19 protein-coding genes are annotated in these 20,497 nt (G+C 62.8%); 12 read left to right on the top strand and 7 right to left on the bottom strand.

The window, feature by feature from the left end:
* Window positions 1–68: 68 nt before the first annotated feature.
* Together WD767_13050 and WD767_13045 are read right to left on the bottom strand one after the other, a co-directional pair.
* Window positions 69–962: an SCO family protein gene (locus WD767_13050; GenBank protein ID MEX2617016.1), complete on the bottom strand. Its 894-nt coding sequence runs from the start codon at window positions 960–962 to the stop codon at window positions 69–71.
* 113 nt (window positions 963–1,075) lie between these two features.
* Window positions 1,076–1,804 carry a PhoH family protein gene (locus tag WD767_13045; protein ID MEX2617015.1) on the bottom strand — a complete coding sequence of 243 codons (729 nt, stop codon included), beginning with the start codon at window positions 1,802–1,804 and terminating at the stop codon, window positions 1,076–1,078.
* 575 nt (window positions 1,805–2,379) lie between these two features.
* On the opposite strand from WD767_13045, the gene WD767_13040 reads away from it, so the two are divergent.
* From WD767_13040 to WD767_13030, 3 genes are read left to right on the top strand one after another with little or no spacing between them, the layout of a single operon-like run.
* Complete coding sequence (locus WD767_13040; protein MEX2617014.1) at window positions 2,380–3,531, top strand: efflux RND transporter periplasmic adaptor subunit; 1,152 nt, start codon at window positions 2,380–2,382, stop codon at window positions 3,529–3,531.
* Window positions 3,528–6,635, top strand: coding sequence for an efflux RND transporter permease subunit (locus WD767_13035; protein MEX2617013.1), 3,108 nt, complete (start codon window positions 3,528–3,530; stop codon window positions 6,633–6,635). Before WD767_13040 ends, WD767_13035 begins: the two co-directional genes overlap by 4 nt.
* On the top strand, window positions 6,636–7,073 hold the full coding sequence (locus tag WD767_13030) for an OsmC family protein (GenBank protein ID MEX2617012.1): 438 nt from the start codon (window positions 6,636–6,638) through the stop codon (window positions 7,071–7,073).
* 62 nt (window positions 7,074–7,135) lie between these two features.
* Here WD767_13030 and WD767_13025 read toward each other — a convergent pair whose 3' ends face one another.
* Together WD767_13025 and WD767_13020 are read right to left on the bottom strand one after the other, a co-directional pair.
* The gene (locus WD767_13025) at window positions 7,136–7,447 is read right to left on the bottom strand and encodes a DUF4387 domain-containing protein (protein ID MEX2617011.1); all 312 of its coding nucleotides are present in this window, start codon (window positions 7,445–7,447) and stop codon (window positions 7,136–7,138) included.
* Between the two features lie 2 nt (window positions 7,448–7,449).
* Window positions 7,450–8,814 carry an acyclic terpene utilization AtuA family protein gene (locus WD767_13020; GenBank protein MEX2617010.1) on the bottom strand — a complete coding sequence of 455 codons (1,365 nt, stop codon included), beginning with the start codon at window positions 8,812–8,814 and terminating at the stop codon, window positions 7,450–7,452.
* Window positions 8,815–9,001: 187 nt separating this feature from the next.
* Between WD767_13020 and WD767_13015 the strand changes: the two genes are divergently transcribed.
* The 5 genes from WD767_13015 to WD767_12995 all read left to right on the top strand — a co-directional run bounded on the left by WD767_13015 (window position 9,002) and on the right by WD767_12995 (window position 14,272).
* On the top strand, window positions 9,002–9,784 hold the full coding sequence (locus tag WD767_13015) for an enoyl-CoA hydratase/isomerase family protein (GenBank protein MEX2617009.1): 783 nt from the start codon (window positions 9,002–9,004) through the stop codon (window positions 9,782–9,784).
* Between the two features lie 54 nt (window positions 9,785–9,838).
* Window positions 9,839–10,462, top strand: a complete 624-nt coding sequence (locus tag WD767_13010) for an RraA family protein (protein ID MEX2617008.1) — start codon at window positions 9,839–9,841, stop codon at window positions 10,460–10,462.
* 24 nt (window positions 10,463–10,486) lie between these two features.
* Entirely contained in the window at window positions 10,487–10,960 is a 474-nt protein-coding gene (locus WD767_13005) for a histidine phosphatase family protein (GenBank protein MEX2617007.1), read from the top strand.
* Window positions 10,961–11,060: 100 nt separating this feature from the next.
* Window positions 11,061–12,662, top strand: a complete 1,602-nt coding sequence (locus WD767_13000; GenBank protein ID MEX2617006.1) for a GMC family oxidoreductase N-terminal domain-containing protein — start codon at window positions 11,061–11,063, stop codon at window positions 12,660–12,662.
* A 2-nt stretch (window positions 12,663–12,664) separates the two neighbouring features.
* Window positions 12,665–14,272, top strand: coding sequence for a GMC family oxidoreductase N-terminal domain-containing protein (locus WD767_12995; GenBank protein MEX2617005.1), 1,608 nt, complete (start codon window positions 12,665–12,667; stop codon window positions 14,270–14,272).
* A 109-nt stretch (window positions 14,273–14,381) separates the two neighbouring features.
* Here WD767_12995 and WD767_12990 read toward each other — a convergent pair whose 3' ends face one another.
* The 3 genes from WD767_12990 to WD767_12980 all read right to left on the bottom strand — a co-directional run bounded on the left by WD767_12990 (window position 14,382) and on the right by WD767_12980 (window position 16,490).
* Window positions 14,382–14,741: a hypothetical protein gene (locus WD767_12990; protein MEX2617004.1), complete on the bottom strand. Its 360-nt coding sequence runs from the start codon at window positions 14,739–14,741 to the stop codon at window positions 14,382–14,384.
* Window positions 14,729–15,370, bottom strand: a complete 642-nt coding sequence (locus WD767_12985) for a peptidoglycan-binding protein (GenBank protein MEX2617003.1) — start codon at window positions 15,368–15,370, stop codon at window positions 14,729–14,731. The genes WD767_12990 and WD767_12985 overlap by 13 nt, the downstream gene beginning before the upstream one ends.
* 346 nt (window positions 15,371–15,716) lie before the next feature.
* Window positions 15,717–16,490: a hypothetical protein gene (locus WD767_12980; GenBank protein MEX2617002.1), complete on the bottom strand. Its 774-nt coding sequence runs from the start codon at window positions 16,488–16,490 to the stop codon at window positions 15,717–15,719.
* A 40-nt stretch (window positions 16,491–16,530) separates the two neighbouring features.
* On the opposite strand from WD767_12980, the gene queC reads away from it, so the two are divergent.
* The 4 genes from queC (at window position 16,531) to WD767_12960 (ending at window position 20,400) form a co-directional block, all read left to right on the top strand.
* Window positions 16,531–17,244, top strand: coding sequence for a 7-cyano-7-deazaguanine synthase QueC (gene queC / locus WD767_12975; protein ID MEX2617001.1), 714 nt, complete (start codon window positions 16,531–16,533; stop codon window positions 17,242–17,244).
* Window positions 17,245–17,324: 80 nt separating this feature from the next.
* Complete coding sequence (locus WD767_12970; protein ID MEX2617000.1) at window positions 17,325–17,732, top strand: VOC family protein; 408 nt, start codon at window positions 17,325–17,327, stop codon at window positions 17,730–17,732.
* A 52-nt stretch (window positions 17,733–17,784) separates the two neighbouring features.
* The gene (locus tag WD767_12965; protein MEX2616999.1) at window positions 17,785–19,014 is read left to right on the top strand and encodes an MFS transporter; all 1,230 of its coding nucleotides are present in this window, start codon (window positions 17,785–17,787) and stop codon (window positions 19,012–19,014) included.
* A 6-nt stretch (window positions 19,015–19,020) separates the two neighbouring features.
* Window positions 19,021–20,400, top strand: a complete 1,380-nt coding sequence (locus WD767_12960; protein MEX2616998.1) for an MFS transporter — start codon at window positions 19,021–19,023, stop codon at window positions 20,398–20,400.
* The last annotated feature ends 97 nt before the right edge of the window (window positions 20,401–20,497 follow it).

Genomic DNA, 20,497 nt, shown 5'->3' with positions numbered 1-20,497 from the left:
GAGAATTGAATCACGACCGCGCGACGCTGGGAAGGGTTTTTCCGCAGCCTGTTAGGCCTGCCCGGGCGTCAGGACACCGGCGCCGCGGGCAGGACGGATTTTACCGCCGCGGCGATATCTTCCGCCGATGCACTGTGCGGGAAGGTCTGCACGATGCCGCCGTCCGGTCCGATGAGATAAATTCCGGCGGAATGTTCCATCAGGTAATCCGGATCGTCCGGTTCGCTGCCGGGGGTGCGGGCGTAATAAACGCGGTAGGCTTTGGCAATGGTGCGGATATGATCCGGCGCACCGGTCAGTCCCAGGATATGCGGGTTGAAGTTCGCCACATAGTCACGAAGAACGGCGACCGTATCGCGTTGCGGATCGATGGTGATGAAGGCGGTGACGATACTGCCGGCGCGGTCGCCCAGAATATCCAGCGCCACGGACAGGGTGTTCAGCGTCGTCGGGCAGACATCGGGGCAGAACGTATAGCCAAAGGAGACCAGCGCGTATTTGTCCCGGAACGAATCCGCGTTGACGGTCCGGCCGTTGTGATCGGTCAGGGAAAAGGACGTTGCGGTTTCTCCGCTGGCAATGGCGCGCTGCTGCGGCCCGGTGCCGGTCGCGATTTTCCAGCCGAGGAAGGAACCGGCGGCCACGAACCCGAATACGGCGAAGGCGATCAGCGCGCGGTCCGCCCGCCGGAACAGCCAGCGCCGTTTCGCCCAGCCATAGGCGCGTTCGAATCCCAGGGCGGTCAGCGCGCCGCGCGCGCCGCGAAGCAGCCGGTCCGGCATTCCGCCGGGACGGGGACGGTAATCCATGATCAGGATCGCGATCCCGCCCAGCAGGATCGGGCCCAGCAGATAGGCAACCGTCAGCCAGGGATAGCTGCCGCTCGCCGCCCAGAGGTCGGACAGGACGCCGCCGCAGATCGCCAGGATTGAACTGTCAGCCGTTGTGGAAACCTGAAACATCGGTATCGCCGCGGGTGGTTGGGATGGCGGCGACTATATCATCAAATCCGGAATGAAAGCGGGAAAAGGCCCGGATATATTTCCGTGGCCTTTTCCCGCCTGCCGATCAGGCGTCAGAGAACGTTCAGCATGTCCGCGACGAGCGGGTGGCGGACCACATCCGCCGCATCGAACCGCACCACGGAAATCTTTTCATTCGGTTCCAGCCGCGCCGCGACATCCTTCAACCCCGACATGCCCGGCAGCAGGTCGCATTGTTCGGGATCGCCCGTCAGCACCATCGTGGAATTCCAGCCAAGCCGGGTCAGCATCATCTTGAGCTGTACATAGGTGCAGTTCTGGGCTTCGTCGATCACGATGAACGAATTGTTCAGGGTCCGGCCGCGCATATAGGCGACCGGGGCGATTTCGATATGGTCCTCGGCCATCAGCGATTTCAGCCGCCGTCCGCCCAGCCGCTCGGTCAGCACGTCATGTACGGGCCGCAGATAAGGCGCGAGCTTGGCTTCCACGTCGCCGGGCAGGAACCCTAGGCTTTCGCCGGCCTCGACCGCCGGCCGGCACAGCACGATGCGGTTCACGTCGCCGTTTTCCAGCGCCTCGACCGCCTTGGACACGGCAAGATAGGTCTTGCCGGTACCCGCCGGCCCGAGGCCCAGCACCATATCATTTTCCTCAAGCGCTTCGATGAAACGCGCCTGGTTCAGGTTTTTCGGTTTGATATTGCGGGTATACCGCGGTTCGGCTTCGGCGCGCAGCCGTTCGGCGAACAGGGAGTGAACCTGAGTTTCGACACGTGCGGTTTTCCGGTTGATACGCTTGCCCAAGGGGATCTCCTTCATGTGGAACCTGCTTGTTTCGATCCGGCCCCGGCACAAAAAAAGCCGCTGGGAAATCAGCGGCTGCCGGAAACGCGCGCGAGACGTTCGCGCCGGATCTTGGGGAAAGTGAGTAACAGAACATTATGGTGCTATCACCGTTCGTTTACTGACTCGCATAGTATATCCGAAAGCATATTACGCTTTCATGACTTGCCAATACAAAAAATGACGGGTCGTACAGAATTTTTATTTGAAACGCAGGACTGCGTTATTTCCGTCTGTTTTCAGTGCAGGGGCACGTGCCTGTATGTTCGTCTTGTTTCGTTCGTGCGCGCTCCTGACGCCGGAATGGCAGTTTCGTCAGGGCCCCCGTATCCGTCAGGCCACGATTCTGTATTCCGGCCGCTCCGAATTTGCGGTATTATGGCGCAAGCAATTACGCTTGCAGAACGCATAATACGCGCCATATCGAAGGCGTCTGATTTTTTATTTTGCCGAAATTCGGTTTTACTGCACGGCGGTCGATTTTTTGCTCACGGCACTCGAGAAGATGAATGCTGCGGAAGCCCCGTGCAACGGTCCGATGGATTAATGCGATGTCCCTGTTGAAACAGTTGCTGTTCGTGGCTTTGCTGGGTGGTCTCGCCTATGGCGGATACCTCGGCTGGGGAGAATATGTCGGGGCCAACGAGGCGCCGCCGGAGAAGGTGCGCGGCGGCGGGGCCATCGCGGTGGAAACGGGCGTCGCCCGTATTCAGGCCATGCCGGTCATTGCCGAAGCCGTCGGCACGACGCTGGCCCGGCAGTCCATCGAGATCGTGCCGCTTTCCAATGGCCGGATCGAACAGATTTCCTTCGAGCCGGGACAGCAGGTGAAGGCGGGGGATGTCCTGGTCCGTCTCGACAGCGATATTGAACGTGCCGACCTCAAGGAAGCGGAATCGGCGCTCGACAAGGCCCGGATGGAACTGGACCGGATCACGGTATTGCGGCAGAAGAATGTGGCAACCAAGGCGACCGTGGACGAACTTGCCTCCAACCTTGTCGCTGCCGAGGCCGCGGAAGCCCGCGCCCGGCGCAAGCTGGCGGACCGGACAATCCGGGCGCCGTTTTCGGGGCAGACGGGTATAAGCCGCTACGACAAGGGCGCACGGGTGACCGATACCACCGTGATCACGACCCTGGATGATCTGTCGAGCGTCGAGATCGAGTTTTCCGTCGCCGAATATCTGTTCGCCAAGACCCGGCTGGGGCAGAAGGTGGAAGCTTCGGCGGCCGCCTATCCGGATCGCGAATTCTCCGGCGTGGTGACGCAGATCGACAGCCGTGTCGATCCGGTCAGCCGATCCTTCAAGGTGCGCGCGGAGGTCCCCAATCCGGACGGCGCCCTGCCGCGCGGCATGTTCATGTATCTGCGAATGACGCTCGCGGCCAATGAGGTGCTGGTCATTCCCGAAGAGGCCATCGTCGCGGAAACCGGCGCCGCCTTCGTTTTCGTCGTTGAGGACAACAAGGTCACGCGCCGCAACATCGACGTTGGACGGCGGGAGTTCGGAATTGCGGAAGTCACCGACGGCCTCGCGCCGGGTAGTGTTGTGGTGACGCGGGGAACGGGCAAGCTGCGTGATGGCGCGACCGTCAGGGTCGTTACGCCGGGCAGCGAGAAGAACGGGGAAGGGCCGGGCGGCGGACAGGTGAGCAAGAATTCACCGGCGTCCGGTCAACCTGCGGCGAGGGTCGCGCAGTGACACTTTCGGATATTTCCGTCCGGCGGCCCGTTCTGGCCGCCGTTTTCAGTTTACTGATCATCGTGTTCGGCATCGCCGGCGTGACGCAGATTCCGGTTCGGGAACTGCCGGATGTCGACGCCGCCGTGGTGACGGTGGCGACGAACTACACCGGTGCGGCGCCCGAAATCGTCGATTCCGATATCACGGAAGTTATCGACAGCGCGGTGGCGGGGATCAGCGGCGTCAAGACGATTACCTCGCAATCGAGTCGGGGTCGCAGCCGAACAGTCATCGAATTCGAACTCGGACGCGATATCGACGCGGCGGCCAACGACGTGCGCGATGCCGTCGGCCGTGTCCGGGGCCGGCTGCCCGATGAGGTCGACGAGCCCAGGATCGTCAAGAACGACAGCGACGCCGATCCCGTCATGCGGCTGGCCGTCACCAGCGACCGGATGAACGCGGCGGAAATCACCGATTATATCGAACGCTTCATCAAGGACCGTATTACGACCCTGGATGGCGTCGCGACGGTGGATATCTATGGCGAACGGCGCGCGGCAATGCGTGTCTGGCTGGACCGTCGCGCAATGGCGGCGCGTAACCTGACCGTGGCCGACGTGGCCGCGGCCCTGCAGCGCAATAATGTGGAACTGCCGGCGGGCGAAATAGAGTCCCAGACGCGGCTGTTCACAGTGCGGTTGAACAGCCGCCTTTCCACGCCCGAACAGTTTCGCGACATCGTGCTGCGTCAGAATGACGGCTACCCGGTCCGGCTTGGCGCCATTGCCCGTGTCGAGAGGGGAGTTGAAAATACGTCCACTGTCGTCCGCAATAATGGCGAGCCCGCCATCGGTATCGCGGTCGTCCGGCAGTCGCAGGCGAATACAATCGCCATTTCCAATAATGTCCGCGCCGAAATCGAACGGCTCAAAAATGTGCTGCCGGAAGGCATGGCCATCCATGTCGGTTCTGATGACGCGATCTTCGTCGGGGCGTCGATCCGCGAGGTGTCGATCGCACTGGGCCTATCGCTCTGCCTGGTCATACTGGTCATGCTGCTGTTCCTGCGGTCGTGGCGGGCAACGCTGATTCCCGCGATTACCATTCCAATTGCCCTGATTGGCTGCTTTTTCTTCATTCATTTTCTTGGGTTTTCTCTTAACGTGCTGACTTTGCTGGCATTACTGCTGTCCATTGGGCTGGTGGTCGATGACGCCATTGTTATGCTGGAAAATATCGAACGGCGTCTGGCGCTGGGCGAATCGAAGCTACAGGCGGCGGTGTTCGGCGCGCGGCAGGTAACATTCGCGATTCTGGCGACATCGGTGACCCTGATCGCTGTGTTCGTGCCGATTTCCTTCCTGAAGGGGGCGGCGGGTAGGCTGTTCACCGAATTCGGCTTTGTCATGGCCAGCGCCGTGGTGATTTCCACCTTCGTTGCGCTCAGCGCCTGTCCCGCCCTGGCCTCGATCATCCTGAAGCCGCGCGCCGCCGCGAAGGACCCGGAATCGGCGGCGCGGGAAGGCTGGATGAACCGCTGGTACCGCAAGGCGATCCGCGCATCAATCGGCATGCCCGTCCTGGTGATCGCGTTTTCCGCCGTTTTTTCCGGCGCCAGCTGGCTCGTGTACGAAAACCTGCCGCGTGAGCTGACGCCCAAGGAGGACCGTAGCGTCCTGTTCATTCCGCTGACAGCACCGCAAGGCAGCAATCTCGCCTTTACCGACAGCGAGGCGCGCAAGCTGGAAAACCGCATCGTCGCGGTAAAGGATGAACTCGGCATCAACACCATTTTCGCATTCTCCGGCAGTTGGGGCCGGCCCTACCGCTCCTTCGTCGTCCTGCGCCTCGAATCCTGGGAGGAGCGGGACCTGACGCATATGGAGATCATGCAGAAGTTGCGGCCGATGGCCAGTGATCTGACCGGCGCGAAGGGATTCCCGGCGGCCCCGTCGGGCCTTGGCCTGCGTGGCAGCAGCACGCCGTTGCGCGCGGTGATTGGCGGCCCGGATTATGAAAGCGTGAAAGTCTGGGCCGAAGCGATCCTGGAGAAGGCGGAAAACCATCCCGGGCTGAGTAATGTCGAAATCGATTTCGAACAGAACCAGCCGCAATTCAACCTGACGGTAAACCGGGCCAAGGCGGACGATCTGGGTATCAGTGTCGAGACCGTCGCCGCGACGCTGCAGACGATGCTTGCCTCGCGCGAGGTGACGACCTTCGTCGATCGCGGCCGCGAATACCCGGTGCTGCTCCAGGCGGCCGATGCGGACCGTCAGACACCGAATGATATTTCCGGCATATTCATCCGGGCCGGCGACGGGACGTCGCTGGTACCGCTGGCGGCGCTCGTGACCCTTGCTGAAACGGCGGAGGCGCCGGCGCTGCGGCGCTACAACCGGCTGCCCTCGATCACGCTTACGGCGGCGCTGAATGACGGATTCGCGATGGGTGAGGCGATTGAATTCATTCGGGATGCCGGCGTGGAAACCCTGCCGCCGGAAGCGACGCTGAGTTTCGCCGGCCAGTCGCAGCAGTATCTCGAAACCTCCAGCGGGGTGGCCATAACCTTCGCGCTGGCGATCCTGATCGTATTCCTGGTGCTGGCCGGACAGTTCGAAAGCTTCATACACCCGCTCATCATCATGCTCAGCGTGCCGCTGGCGCTCGCCGGCGCCGTCTATTCGCTATGGGCCGGGGGCATGTCGCTGAACATCTATAGCCAGATCGGCATCATCCTGCTGATCGGGCTGATGGCGAAAAACGGTATCCTGATCGTCGAATTCGCCAATCAATTGCGCGACGAGGGCTATAGCGTCCGCGAAGCCGTCATCGAAGCCTCCGTGCTGCGCCTGCGGCCAATCCTCATGACTATGATCTCCACTGTGCTGGGCGCAGTGCCGCTGGTCATCGCTTCGGGGGCAGGGGCGGAAAGCCGCCAGGCTATCGGTACCGTGATCATCGGCGGGCTGTTCTTCGCCAGCCTGCTGACGCTGTTCCTGACGCCGGTGCTGTATGATCTGCTGGCCCGGTTCACAAGGCCCCGGGGTGCGATTGAAAAGCAGCTGTCTGCCGAACTGGAGCCGCCAGGGCTGCGGCAGCCGAACGAGGCTGACTGAGTGTCTTCAGATACCGCAGTTGTCGTCCGCGACGCGGGCCCCGGCACGTTCCAGACCGAAGTCGTGGCCGGGTCGCACCGGTTCCTGGCGGACGAGCCGGGTATGCTGGGCGGGACGGATACGGGCCCATCGCCGTATGACCTGCTGCTGGCGGCGCTCGGGTCCTGCACGGTTATGACGCTACGGGTCTATGCGGCGCGCAAGGAGTGGCCGTTGGACCACGTGTCGGTGACCCTGCGGCACAGCAAGGTCTATGCGAAGGACTGCGCCGAATGCGAAACCCGCACCGGCAAAATCGACCGCATCGAACGCGAGTTATCCCTCGAAGGAGACTTGGACGGCGAACAACGCGCCCGACTGCTGCAGATCGCCGACATGTGCCCGGTCCACCGCACGCTGCATTCCGAAATACAGGTCGTCACGACCCTGCGGGACTGATGTGCTCTATTGTCAAACAGGGCGATCAGATTCATGCGATCCAGCAATCGCATGAATCTGATCTATTCCGGGATATCGATATCCAGTAGCGGGGCGTGCTGCTGGGCGCCGTAAATGTCGGAATCGTCCGGGTCGCCGGATTTGTGCAGGCGCGGGATCGTGATCTTGATGGCGTAGGCCACGTCATACGGGATGATCGAGACTTCGTTGTCCGATATCCCGTACAGTTTCGCGATCAGCCCCGCCGTCAGCACGCCGCTGTCACGCACGCGCCTGTAAACCGATTCCTCTTCGAACATGACGTCCAACGTGCACAGCAGCGCGCCCGCATTCTTGGACCGCAATACACTGGCAAGATCGATCAGTCGCGCCATGGTCAGACCTCGATCATATCGATGGGGAAGGGCTCCAGCGGATCGGCGATTTCCATCCGGTGCCAGACGCTGAATTCATAGGTCATGCCGACGGGCATGTCGGAGGGCGAGAAGGGAATCGCAAGATTACCGGAAATGCATTTGCGGCCGGGGAAGTCCGTATGCAGCAGCGCGTAGCGCGCCTTGGCCATGATCGCCTTGCTGGTTTCCGGGTCGTCCGCCAGCGTATCCACCAGCAGCCCGATCTCGTGGCCGACCTGGTCCGCCAGCGGTTCGCGCAGGCCCATCGTTGCGTTCCTGCCGTAGACCCGGATGTTCAGCCGGTACCGGTCCGGCGCGATGCCCAGGCTGGCGGCTTCGCCGGCGACGCGTTCATGGCAGGCGGCGATGAAGTCGTCGATTACCGAAATCAGGATCGGGTCGCGCACCCCGGCCATGAAGACCGTTCGGTAGCCCGATTTCTTCACGCCTTCCAGCTTCACCGTATAGCAACTGGAAGGTTTGAAGCGGCTGCCGCTGACCTTCACGACGCGCTCGTCCAGCTGTTCGTACTGCGCATCGGTGGTGTCCAGCGTGCCGTCCGGTTCCTCCAGGTGATAGGGGCTGGGATTTTCATACAGGGTATGCGCGGCGATCTTCATCCGCGTACAGATCTTGTCCGGATGGCCCGGCTCGACGAGGAAATGGTCGCCCATGAGCGTGCCCAGCACGCAGTCCTGGCCCGTGCGCGGGGTGACGACCTGCCCCGCGCATTCGATGATCTTGGAGAGGTGCCAGCACAACCCGGGATCATAGCCGCGCATCAGCGGAATGGCCGAGAAGATTGAGGCATCGGTCGCCCGCCCCGCCAGCACGACCTGTGCGCCGTCGCGCAGCGCCTTCTGGAAGGGTTCGACCCCCATCATGGCGACGATCCGGTGGCTCGAATCGATGACATCGTCGGTCAGTTCCGCGATGGGGCCGAGGGATTCGACCTTTCCATCGGCGCGCCGCGCCTTCAGGGAGGCGGGCGACTGCTCGGCATGAATCAGGGCCATGGTAAAATGCAGGCCCTTTTCCGCCGCGACTTCCTCGACGATTTCGCGGACGAAGGCGAGTTGCGGTTCGCTGCCGCCGCCGCCGCATGACCCGACCAGCATCGGGATGCCCTGTTCAACCGCGGCTTCCAGCATCAGCGATATGTCTCGCTTCATCGCCTGGCGCGAGACAAAGGGGATGCCTTCGCCCAGGTAATGCGGGCCGGGGTCCATCGAGCCGCCATCGGCGGCGATGAAGTCCAGCCCCTGCGCCACGCCGCGCCGGAAGGCTTCTTCCGTGTAACCGTAGCCGAGCATCCCTGTCGTCGCCAGCATACGCAGCGGCTGCATCGCTTCCCTCCCAGGATATTGCGGGGCTAGACTATAGCACATCAGGTTTAAAGGGAACCGCGACAGGTTCCCTTTAAACCTGTGAAGGTGATATCTTTTCAATAAGATAGATCAGATTCACATGGTTGTTGGATCGCCAAAGGCGATTCCAGCCAACCAAGATCTGCTCTAGCGCGGGAAATTTGCGGTGGCCAGTCGGCCCCGCGCAACGATGGGGGAAACCGACGCCATGACCGACGAACCGATCCTGCTGAGCGAAGACACCGATGGTGTCCGGCTACTGACACTGAACCGACCACGCCAGATGAACGCGCTCAGCGCCGCGCTGGTGGCGGAAATCCTTGCGGCGGTCGATGCGGCGGACGCCGATGACGCAATCGCCGTGATCGTCATGGCGGGTACCGAACGGGCGTTTTCCGCCGGCGCCGACCTGAAGGAAGCGGAAGCGAACCGAAATCTGGATGCGGCGGCGGCGCGGCGGCATGGCGAAGCCTCGGGGCTGCTGTACGCAATCAACGACCGCACCGACAAGCCGATCATTGCGGCGGTGCGCGGCTATGCGCTGGGCGGCGGCTGCAACCTGGCGATTTCCGCCGACATGGTCGTCGCCGGAGAGGGCGCGATCTTCGGCTATCCGGAGGTCAAGCGCGGCATCGCGGCGACAGCGGTGACGCCGGGACTGGTGCACCGCATCGCGCCCAAGGCGGCCTTCGAACTGATGACCCTTTGCGAAAACGTTCCGGCGCCGCGGGCGCTGGCCCTGGGCATGATCAACCGGGTCGTGGCGGACGATGCGGTGCTTGACGAAGCCATGGCGATGGCGCGGACCCTTGCCGGATTCGACCGGCAGGCGCTGCTGGCGACCAAACGGGTGTTCCGGAAATCGACCGAACTGTCCCTGCCGCAGTCGCTGGCGATGGCGCAGGAAATGGCCCTGCTGGTGCGGGCGAACAAGCGGGCGGACGGATAGCCGCACCCGCAGCGCGATGATACAGTTCGACCGAACAGCATGGGGAGATGAAGGATGGCGCTCAGCGATACAGACCGTGACGCGTTTCTGAAACTGCAGAGCGGGCATATCAGCGACGCCATGGAAGGCATGTGTCTGCCGCGCACCGTGCTGCACGGCTATGCCTATCTCGGCACACCCGGCGCGAAAATGGTCGGGACCGCGTTCACCGTGCAGCAGGCGCCGAAACACGCGACGGCGGGCCGGATGGACGCGCTGGTGAAACACGCGCAGGTTTCGGGCGAACTGGCAGCGGCCGGCGACGTGGTTGTCATCGATGCGGGCGGCCGCACCGATACGGGCACCTGGGGCGAAAACCACTGCATGCGCGCCGGCGCGCGCGGCGTGGCCGGGGCGGTGATCAACGGCGCGACCCGCGACGCCCATGAAATCCGGGGCCTCGGTTTCCCGGTCTTCTGCCAGGGCTTTTCCCCGGTGAAAAGCCAGTGGGACCTGGAAACCGTCAGCCTGCGGACGCCGCTGACCATTGGCGGCGTGCAGATCCGGCAGGGCGATATCGTCTTCGGCGACGAAACCGGTATCATTGTCGTGCCGCCGGAAATGAAGGATGACATCGTCGCCGCGGCAATGGCGATCCACGACAAGGAAGCGGAATACGCGAAACAGTTCGACCGCTGATGGCGGCAACGAGAGAGGAACAACATGAAACTCTATCTGGTGCATCACGCCCATGCGATGACGGCGGAACAGGATCCCGCCCGGCCATTGAGCGAACAGGGCCGCATCGAGGCGGACCGTCTGGGCGACCGCCTGAAGGCCTATGGCGCCGCCCCGGTCCGGATCCTGCACAGCGAGAAACTGTGGACCCAGCAGACGGCGGAGCGGATCGGCGACAAGCTGGGCCTGCGCGACCGCGTCGCCCTGGCGCCCTACGGGATCGGCACGGGCGACGACCTGACCCCCTTCATGAAGGAGATCGAGAACGCCGGCGGCGACCTGATGATGGCCGGCCATGTCGATTACCTCGTCCGATCCGCCGCGCGGCTGATCTGCGGCGACGAAGGGCGCATGGGGGTCGAGTTCAAGCCGGGTAACGGCACCGTTTTCTGCCTCGAGGGCAGCGGCAACTGCTGGGCGGTGACCTGGGGCTGGCGTCAGGATCAATTGGCCGCGTAAGGCGGACGAAAACGGGCCGCCGGGAGATTGCCGCCTGCGCCGTTCTTTGGCAGGCTAGGCAATTGCATCGCGGACAGGGCTTCCCGGGGGAACTAAGAAAATGGAAAACCAGACATTCGACTATATCGTGGTCGGGGCAGGCTCGGCCGGGTCCGTGCTGGCCAACCGGCTGAGCGCCAGCGGCAGGCACAGGGTGCTGGTACTCGAAGCCGGGCGGGAAAGCCACCCCTGGTCGCGTATCCCCGTCGGCTTCGCCAGGCTGATCGAAAATCCCGCCGCCAACTGGCTGTATTCGTCGGAACCGGAAGAAAGCACCGGCGGGCGCCGCATTCCGATTCCGCGCGGCAAGCTGCTGGGCGGGTCCTCTTCTATCAACGGCATGGTTTTCGTGCGCGGCCAGTCGCATGATTATGACACCTGGGCGCAACTCGGCAATCGCGGCTGGAGCTACCGCGAGGTGCTGCCGATCTTCAAGGAGATGGAGGATTATCAGGGCGACGGCGATGACGAATATCGCGGCAAGGGCGGGCTGCTGAAGGTCAACGAGAATTTCGAGACCGGCGAAATCTACGACGCGCTGATAAAGGCCGCCGGCCAGAACGGCATCAACTATACGAAGGACTATAACGGCGCCAGCCAGGACGGCATCGGCATGACCCAGGCGACGATCCGCAAGGGCCGCCGGATGAGCACCGCCTATTGCTATCTCGACCCCGCGCGCGACCGGCAGAATCTCACCATCCAGGCCAATGCCCTGACCGAACGCCTGCTGATCGAGGGAAAGAAATGCGTCGGCGTGCGCTACACCCTGAACGGGGAGGTAGTGGAAGCCCGGGCGAACCGCGAGGTCATCGTCAGCGGCGGGTCGATCAATTCGCCGCAGCTGCTGGAACTGTCCGGCATCGGCCAGGCGGAGCGCCTCAAGACCCTCGGCATCGAGGTCCATCACGACCTCAAGGGCGTCGGCGAAAACCTGCGCGACCATTATTCGCCGCGCATGAAATGGTCCGTGCCGCCGTCGCTGGGCATGACCTATAACGACAAGGCGAAGGGGCTCGGCCTCGTCTTCCAGGCGCTGAAATACGCCCTGACCAACAAGGGGCTGCTGGGCCTGCCGGCGGCGCCGATCCGCGCCTATATCCGCACCCGCGAGGGGCTGGATTCGCCGGATGCGGCGATCTCGTGGGTCCCCTTCCTGATCGGCGAGAATTTCCAGCTTGCCAAACAGTCCGGCGTGACCGCGATCATGAATATCCTGCGCTCGGAAAGCACCGGCAGCATCCATGTGGCCTCGACGGACCCGAAACAGCCGCCGGCGATCAACTTCAACTTCATGTCGGCGCGGCTCGACCGCGAGGTGACGCTGGAAGCGATGCGCATCACCCGCCGGATCATGACCGCCCCCGCCATGCAGGGCATCGCCACCGATGAAATCGCGCCCGGCGTGAACATCACCGCCGATGACGAACTGCTGGACTGGGTAAAGAAGAACGCGGAGACCACCTATCACCCGGTCGGCACCTGCAAGATGGGCAGCGACCCGATGGCGGTGGTCGACGACCACTTGCGCGTGCACGGCATGCAGGGGCTGCGGGTCGCCGATGCCTCGATCATGCCGACCCTGACATCGGGCAACACCAATGCGCCGTCGATCATGATCGGCGAGAAGGCATCGCGCATGGTGCTGGAAGCGGCGGCGTGACGATGGAAAGCCGGACATTCGATTACATCGTCGTCGGCGCGGGCTCGGCCGGGGCAGCCGTCGCCTACCGGCTGAGCGAGAGCGGCAAATACACCGTGCTGGTGCTGGAAGCGGGGCGCGAAAGCCATCCCTGGACCCGCATCCCCGTGGGCTTCGCCAAGCTGATCCAGAACCCGGCGGCCAACTGGCTGTATTCGTCCGAGCCCGATGCGGGATCGAACGGGCGGCGCATCCCGGTGCCGCGCGGCAAGCTGCTGGGCGGCTCCAGTTCGATCAACGGCATGGTCTTCGTGCGCGGCCAGAAACAGGATTTCGACATCTGGGCGCAGCTCGGCAATCGCGGCTGGAGCTATGACGACGTCTTGCCGGTGTTCAAGGCGATGGAAAGCTACAAGGGCGAAGGCGACGAAGGCTATCGCGGCCATGACGGGCCGCTGAAGGTTTCGGAAAGCCTGGAATCGGGCCCGCTCTACGACGCGATTATCGAGGCCGGCCGGCAGGTCGGGCTGCCCTCGCCGAAAGATTACAACGGCGAGACCCAGGAAGGCATCGTCATGTCGCAGACGACGATCCGCAAGGGCCGCCGGATGAGCACCGCGCATTGCTACCTCGACCCCGCGCGCAACCGCCCGAACCTGACGATCCAGGCCAATGCCCTGACCGAGCGGCTGATCGTCAAGGGCGGCAAATGCCTCGGCGTGCGCTATACCGTGAACGGACGGCAGCACGAGGCGCTGGTCAACCACGAGGTCATCGTCAGCGCGGGTACGGTGAATTCGCCGCAACTGCTCGAGCTCTCGGGCATCGGCCAGCCGGAACGCCTGAAGGATCTGGGCATCGAGGTGCATCGCGAACTGAAAGGCGTCGGCGAGAACCTGCGCGACCATTACGCGCCGCGCATGCGCTGGAAGGTGCCGCCCGAACTCGGCCTGACCTATAACGACAAGGCGAAGGGCCTCGGCCTCGTCTTCCAGGCCCTCAAATACGCGTTCACCGAAAAGGGACTGCTCGGCATGACGGCGGCCCCGCTGCGCGCCTTCATCCGCACCCGCCCGGGGCTGGAAGCGCCGAACGCGGTGATCGGCTGGGCGCCCTTCCTGATCGGCAACAACTACACGCTGGCCAGGGAATCGGGGGTTACCGCCTTCACCCATATCCTGCGCTCGGAAAGCACCGGCAGCATCCATGCGACCGCCGCCGACCCGAAATCCCCGCCGGCGATCAACTTCAACTTCCTGTCGGCGCAGCTCGACCGCGACGTCACGGTGGAAGGCATGCGCTTCCTGCGCAGCATCATGACCGCCCCGGCGCTGCAGGGCATCGTCACGGACGAAATCGCGCCGGGCATCGACGTCGATTCCGACGAGGAGCTGCTGGAATGGACCCGCAACAACGCGGAGACGACTTACCACCCGGTCGGCACCTGCAAGATGGGCCCGGACAGCGACCCCATGGCCGTGGTCGACCACCGGCTTCGGGTGCGCGGCATCAGGGGACTGCGCGTCGCCGACGCCTCGATCATGCCGACGCTGACATCGGGCAACACCAACGCCCCGTCGATCATGATCGGCGAAAAGGCGAGCCGCATGGTGCTGGAGGATGCGGGGTAGGGGGGCCCTGCGGAACCATTTCCGGATCAAGTGACCCCATTCCCGCGCGCTGCTACAAACAGGCGCGGTCGAACCGAACGCCTGCAAGGTGGCTTACGTACGGCGTGCCTTACTTGCGTCTCGCGCTGCGGCGGCGGGCCTGACCGAAACCTTGAACGTTATAGGCAAAGGAGGCCGGCACATCGGGCACCGGGACGGGGCTGCCGTCCCGGTCGATCACTGTGTATTCGCGGCCTTCGAGCATCGACCGGATGAAGTCGGAAGACAGGATGCAGGCCTGCTGCGCGTCCACACCGGATATCCTGAAAGGTTTCCGGCGCTCGAAGGGGAATTCGACAATGCAGGAATGCGAGAGCCCTTCCTCACCAAGGGTCGGATGCCGGATCCGTACAGACAGGGGCGTAACCGCACCCTTTCCGTCACGGAGGAAGGCATTGAATTCGAGAATGACGTCGGTCAGTTGTTCCATGCATTTAGTGGCGGCAGTTCATTTATCGGAACGCCGCGGCGACAGGCAGAGTATCGCTCATTGGCGGATTTCCAACACATTGCCGCTGCTTCTCCTTCTCCTTTGTTCGAGAGATCGTTGCACCTGGGACCATCTTCATAGTTTAGCAGATCTTCACAATGTTCTCTATTCGTTTCTTCTGTTTCGTCGTCGTCAATTCGTCGGAGAATGCCCTCGCGCTGTTCCGGTGACATCCCTTGCCACCAGGTCCAGGCAGCGATAACCGCGATGCCAAAGTATTCTGCGATTTTGTATGCAATTGCCGGGATTGCAACGGCAGTCACGGTGCCGTTTTCGCTTCCTTCCCAAACTTCGGTCGCTCCTCGTGCAGGGCTTTCAGCTTCGTTATACAGAGAAACAATCGTCGGCCCATTGGGAGCTACAATTCCATCTGATGTCAGATTACTGTCAGACTGATAATTGCGTATTGCCGCATCCAGCCGGCGACTGAAGTATCCCGTTGAGCCATCGGTCAGCGATGCATCATAGTGGCCCGTTCGGTCGAGCAGGTTCTCAACTTCGGCGACATCATGCGATTGATTGGGTTGATTCCTGCCTACGGGTTTGCCGAATGTCGACGGTCCGGCCACGATTTTAGGCGTGCGTCGTCGCCCGAATTTTCCAAGGCGAGTTGCCAATGAATTATCTGTGGTGACAGTTGTACTAACCCAGTGTCCGCGACCTATTCGGCCCATCGGGTTCGGTATGTACTCAGTTGGTCTCTTTAAGCTTTTTTTATTGGTATGGTGTGGGGGAGTCTGTCGATAAGCTGAAATTATGGAAATAGATTCTCCAAAATTATAAAAACCGCCCGCTTTGGTTAGCGGACGGCTTGCGAAAAGTGATAAGGTCTTTGAATTTTATGACAATATAAGACAATATTCTTAATATGTCAAGAAATAATTCCCTACTGAGTTATAGTATCCGGGGGAATTGCTACGAGGACTCATACTCCCCAAGAGCCTGGGGCCAGGATACCGGCACGTCCGGCAGTGTCACGGGGTTTCCGGTCCGGTCGACCAGCGTGAAATCCGTATCCTTCAGCATCAGGCCGATGAAGCTGACCGCCAGGGCGCAGGCCTGCGCATCGTCCGCACCGGGGATTCGATAGGGCGCCGCGCGCAGGAAGGGGCATTCGATCTCGCAAGTGTAATGCCCGCCCTCCGCGTCCATGACCGGGTGCCGGACCCGCAGCGAGAACGGCGTTGCCTTTCCCGTTGCATCCTTCCGGTTCAGGGTGAAGGCCTCGAAATTGAGGACAATGCCGTCTGTCTTGAACAACACGGGCCGGGGCAGCAGGCCTTCTGGCCGGAATCGCATCGTACTCATCTGCCAGGTTACAGGAACATCCGGAATCGTCACCGGATCGCCGTTCCCGTCGGTCAGGGCGTATCGTTCCGCGTCGAAATGCGCGCGGACAATGTCCGTCGCGACGCTGCAGGCCTGATTGCGGTTATCGCCGGGAACCCGGAAATCCGTCAACTTCAGGGCAGGGCAATCCACGAAGCAGAAATACAGCCCGATATCCCCGTCCAGGCGCGGTTCGCGTATCCGCAGTCGGAAGGGGATAAAGGCGCGCGTTCCGTCGCGGAGGAAGGCCTTGAAATCAAGGATGATATCGGTCAGTTGCTGCATCGGCCCGGCGGCGGTTACGGTGGCGGCGACAGGAAGGTCGATTGACAGTATAGCGTCAACGCACGATGTTCGCAATTTGTTCCTGATTCGCCTGTAAACCCGAAATGGAGTATCCATGCCCCCTGCGACCGAAGCGACCGAAAAGGCCCTCGTCCTGTTTTCCGGCGGGCAGGATTCGACCGTCTGCCTGGCCTGGGCGCTGGAGCGGTTCGGGGCGGTGGAGACCGTGGGGTTCGATTACGGGCAGCGCCATGCGGTGGAACTGGCATGCCGGCCCGACGTCACGGCGGCGCTGCGGGCGGCGTTTCCGGACTGGGCGGCGCGGCTGGGCGAGGACCACATGGCGGACCTTTCGGTGCTGGCGTCGCTGGGCGATACGGCGCTGACCCGCGAGGCGGAAATCGCCATGGGGGCGGACGGACTGCCCAATACCTTCGTGCCGGGGCGCAACCTTGTTTTCCTGACCATCGCCGCCGCCATCGCCTATCGCCGCGATGCGCGCCACATCGTCGCCGGGATGTGCGAAACCGATTATTCCGGCTATCCGGATTGCCGCGACGATACGGTGAAGGCGATGCAGCTTGCGATCAATCTGGGCATGGGCCGGCGCTTCGTGCTGCATACCCCGCTGATGTGGATCGACAAGGCGGAAACCTGGGCGATGGCGGAAGACCTCGGCGGGGCGGCGCTGGTCGATCTGGTGCGCGAACGCACCCATACCTGTTACCTCGGCACGCGCGATACGCTGCATGACTGGGGCTATGGCTGCGGAACCTGCCCGGCCTGCGACCTGCGCGCGAAGGGCTATGCAATGTACCGGGCGCGATAGCGCAGCATTGCCGGTATGCCCGCGCCTGCGGTACAATTGGCGCGAATCCACGGGACTGTCCGTGCGATAGGGAGGACATCATGGCCAAGCTGCGGCACATCGGCGTTACCGTTCCCGACATGGAGGCGGCGGCGCAGTTCTACGAGAAGACATTCGAGATGGAGCGGGTGTTCGAATCACCCATCGTCATCATGCTGTCCGACGGTATCGTCAGCCTCGCGATCCTGAAGTTCAAGACGGACGAGCAGGCCGGCGACGAACGCGGCAAGGATTTCCACGGGCTGCACCATATGGGGTTCGTCGTCGATGACCTCGACAAATACCAGAAGACAATCGAGCAGAACGGCGGCAAGTATCACATGCTGGTGCCCGGCGCGCCGCGGGACGCGACAGAGGTGAAATTCCGCGATCCCAACGGCGTGGTCTTCGACATCGTCAGTCAGAAATACGCCGCCAAGGCCTGGGGCGTTCCCGAAAGCGCCATGTAACCGCCTGAAACGCCACCGGCGGCACATCGCCGCCTGAACCGGGAAAGCCGCCTTGTCCGACTCCACCGTATCCGGGCGCGTGGCGGGCTATGCCTGGATCCGCCTTGTCCTGTCGCTGACCTTGCTGACGATGGGTGGATCCGGGATGTACGCCGCCATCGTCACGCTGCAACCGATCGCACTGGAATTCGGCGCGTCGCGGTCCGGCGCATCGCTGCCCTATTTCCTGAACACGCTGGGCTACGGGCTGGGCGGCGTGATAATGGGCCGCTGGTCCGACCGGGCGGGAATCATGGTCCCGGCGCTGTTCGGCGGAATCTGCCTTGGCGGCGGGTTCCTTCTGGCGACGCAGGCGTCGTCGCTGCTGTCCTTCGCCATGATCCACGGGCTGCTGATCGGCTTCCTGGGCGCGTCGGCCTTTTTCGCTCCGCTGGTCGCTGATATATCGCACTGGTTTATCCAGCGGCGCGGGCTAGCGGTGGGTATCGTCATCAGCGGCAGCTATTTCGCCGGTGCGGTCTGGCCGCCGGTCCTGCAGTATTTCATCGACCTGTATGGCTGGCGCGATACCTATTTCGGTGTCGGGGTATTCTGTATGGCGCTAACGGTGTTGCTCGCGCCGTTCCTGTATCCCAAATACAGGGCGCCGGCGGAAACCGGCGCAGCGGCGGCGCCGCTGGCAGTGCGGCCGCTCGGCTTCGCACCGGGCCAGTTGCAGTGCCTGCTCTGTATTGCCGGAATCGCCTGCTGCGCCGCCATGGCGATGCCACAAGTGCATCTGATTTCTTATGCGGGGGATCTGGGATTCACCGCCGTGCACGGCGCGCAGATGCTGTCGCTGATGCTGGCCTGCGGGATCGTCAGCCGCCTGACCTCGGGCTGGATTTCCGATCGGATCGGCGGGCTCAAGACGCTGATGCTGGGGTCCTTCCTGCAGATGGTTGCGCTTGCCGTTTTCATTCCTGTCAACAGCCTGCAGGGGTTGTATCTGGCCGCGGCGTTTTTCGGCCTGACCCAGGGCGGCATCGTGCCGTCCTATGCGATGATCGTGCGGGGCTATTTCCCGGCGGGCGATGCCGGCAGCCGCACCGGCGTGGTGCTGCTGTTCACCCTGATCGGCATGGCGGTCGGCGGCTGGATGGCGGGGGCGATCTACGACCTCACCGGCTCCTACGATGCGGCCTTCATAAACGCCATCGGCTTCAATATCCTGAACCTCCTCATTGCGGGAATTCTGGTGCGGCGCGCGTCGAGTTGCATTCTCTCGCTCAGCCGGGCGTGACCCTCGATGATGCGCCAATGGCTCAAATTCAGCGTTATCGGCTTCGGGACGCTGGTCGGGCCGCTCGACAGCGCCGTCAATATCGCCTTTCCCGACATTACCAGCGACCTGGATATTCCGCTGCCGTCGATCCAGTGGGTCGTCATCTGCTACGTGCTGACCTATGCCAGCCTGCTGCTGGTATTCGGCCGGCTGGGCGACCTGTTCGGGCATCAGCGCGTATTCCGCTACGGGCTGGCGCTCTGCGCCGTTTCCTTCCTGTTCTGCGCCTGGGCGCCGGAACTGGAATGGCTGCTGGTCGCCCGGGTGCTGCAGGGGGTGGGGACGGCGATGGTCATCAGTTGCGGCCCGGCGCTGGCCACCGGGCTGTTCGACGAAACCATGCGGGCGCGCATGCTGGGGGCCTATACGGTAGTCTTCGGGCTGGGCGCGGCCATCGGCCCGTCGCTGGGCGGGCTGCTGGTTGAAACCTGGGGCTGGCCCGCGGTGTTCTGGTTCCGCTTCCCGATCTCCGTAATCGTGTTGGTCCTGTCCTTCTTTCTGCACATGCCGGTACGCGAGCGCGCGACGGGCGCCTTCGACCTGATGGGGGCGGTTCTGCTGGTGCTGTCGCTGGGACTGCTGTTGTTCCTGCTCAGCCAGTTGCGCGGCGCCGGGCTGCCGCCGCTGGCGATGGCGCTGCTGGGCGCGGGCACGCTTGCGGCCTTTGCCTGGTTCGTGGTCCATGAACGCCGCGTGCCGGCGCCGATCATCGTGCTGGGCGTGTTCCGCAATGTCGATTTCACGCTGGTGAACCTGACCAATATCGCCGTCAACCTGACCGCCTTTTCCATCATGCTGCTGGTGCCGTATTACCTGACCCGCGCCACCAGCCTGCCGATCACCGCTTCCGGAGTGATCCTCGCCTGCGGCGGGTTCGGCACGATCCTGGCGGCGCAACTGGGCGGCAATCTGGCGCACCGGGTCGGCGCCAGCCGGATCGCCCTGGCCGGCGGCATGTGCGTCGCAATGAGCGTCTTCGGTATCGGGTTCTGGCCTTACGATGCGCCGGCGGCGGTGATGGTGGGCGCCCTGATCCTGAATGGCATCGGGCTCGGCCTGTTCCAGGTGTCGTGCCTCGACCTCGTGACGGCGGTGCTGCCGCGCGCCGACCGCGGCGTCGCCGGAAGCCTCGTCATGGTCACCCGCACCGTCGGCGTCATGCTGGGGGCGAGCCTGTTGTCGCTGCTATTCGTAACGATGGAGCAGGGGGCAGCGGCAGGGGGTGCGGAAAACGCCTTCCTGTCCGGATTCCAGTCGACCTTCCGTTACACCGGCGGATTACTGGCCCTGTTCCTGCTGGCCAGTTGCCTGCGGCCGCGACTATGGTTTGCCCGCATCGGTTAGATCAGGTCGAGTTTGGTTGGAAGCGCCTTTTTGCGGGCTCCATTTAACAGGCTGCGGAAAAACGCAATATTGCGGCCCCTTTCCGCTTGGGACCAGG

This window comes from Alphaproteobacteria bacterium (assembly GCA_040905865.1).
Taxonomy (GTDB): domain Bacteria; phylum Pseudomonadota; class Alphaproteobacteria; order UBA8366.
This window is presented reverse-complemented; position numbering and strand designations above follow the sequence as displayed.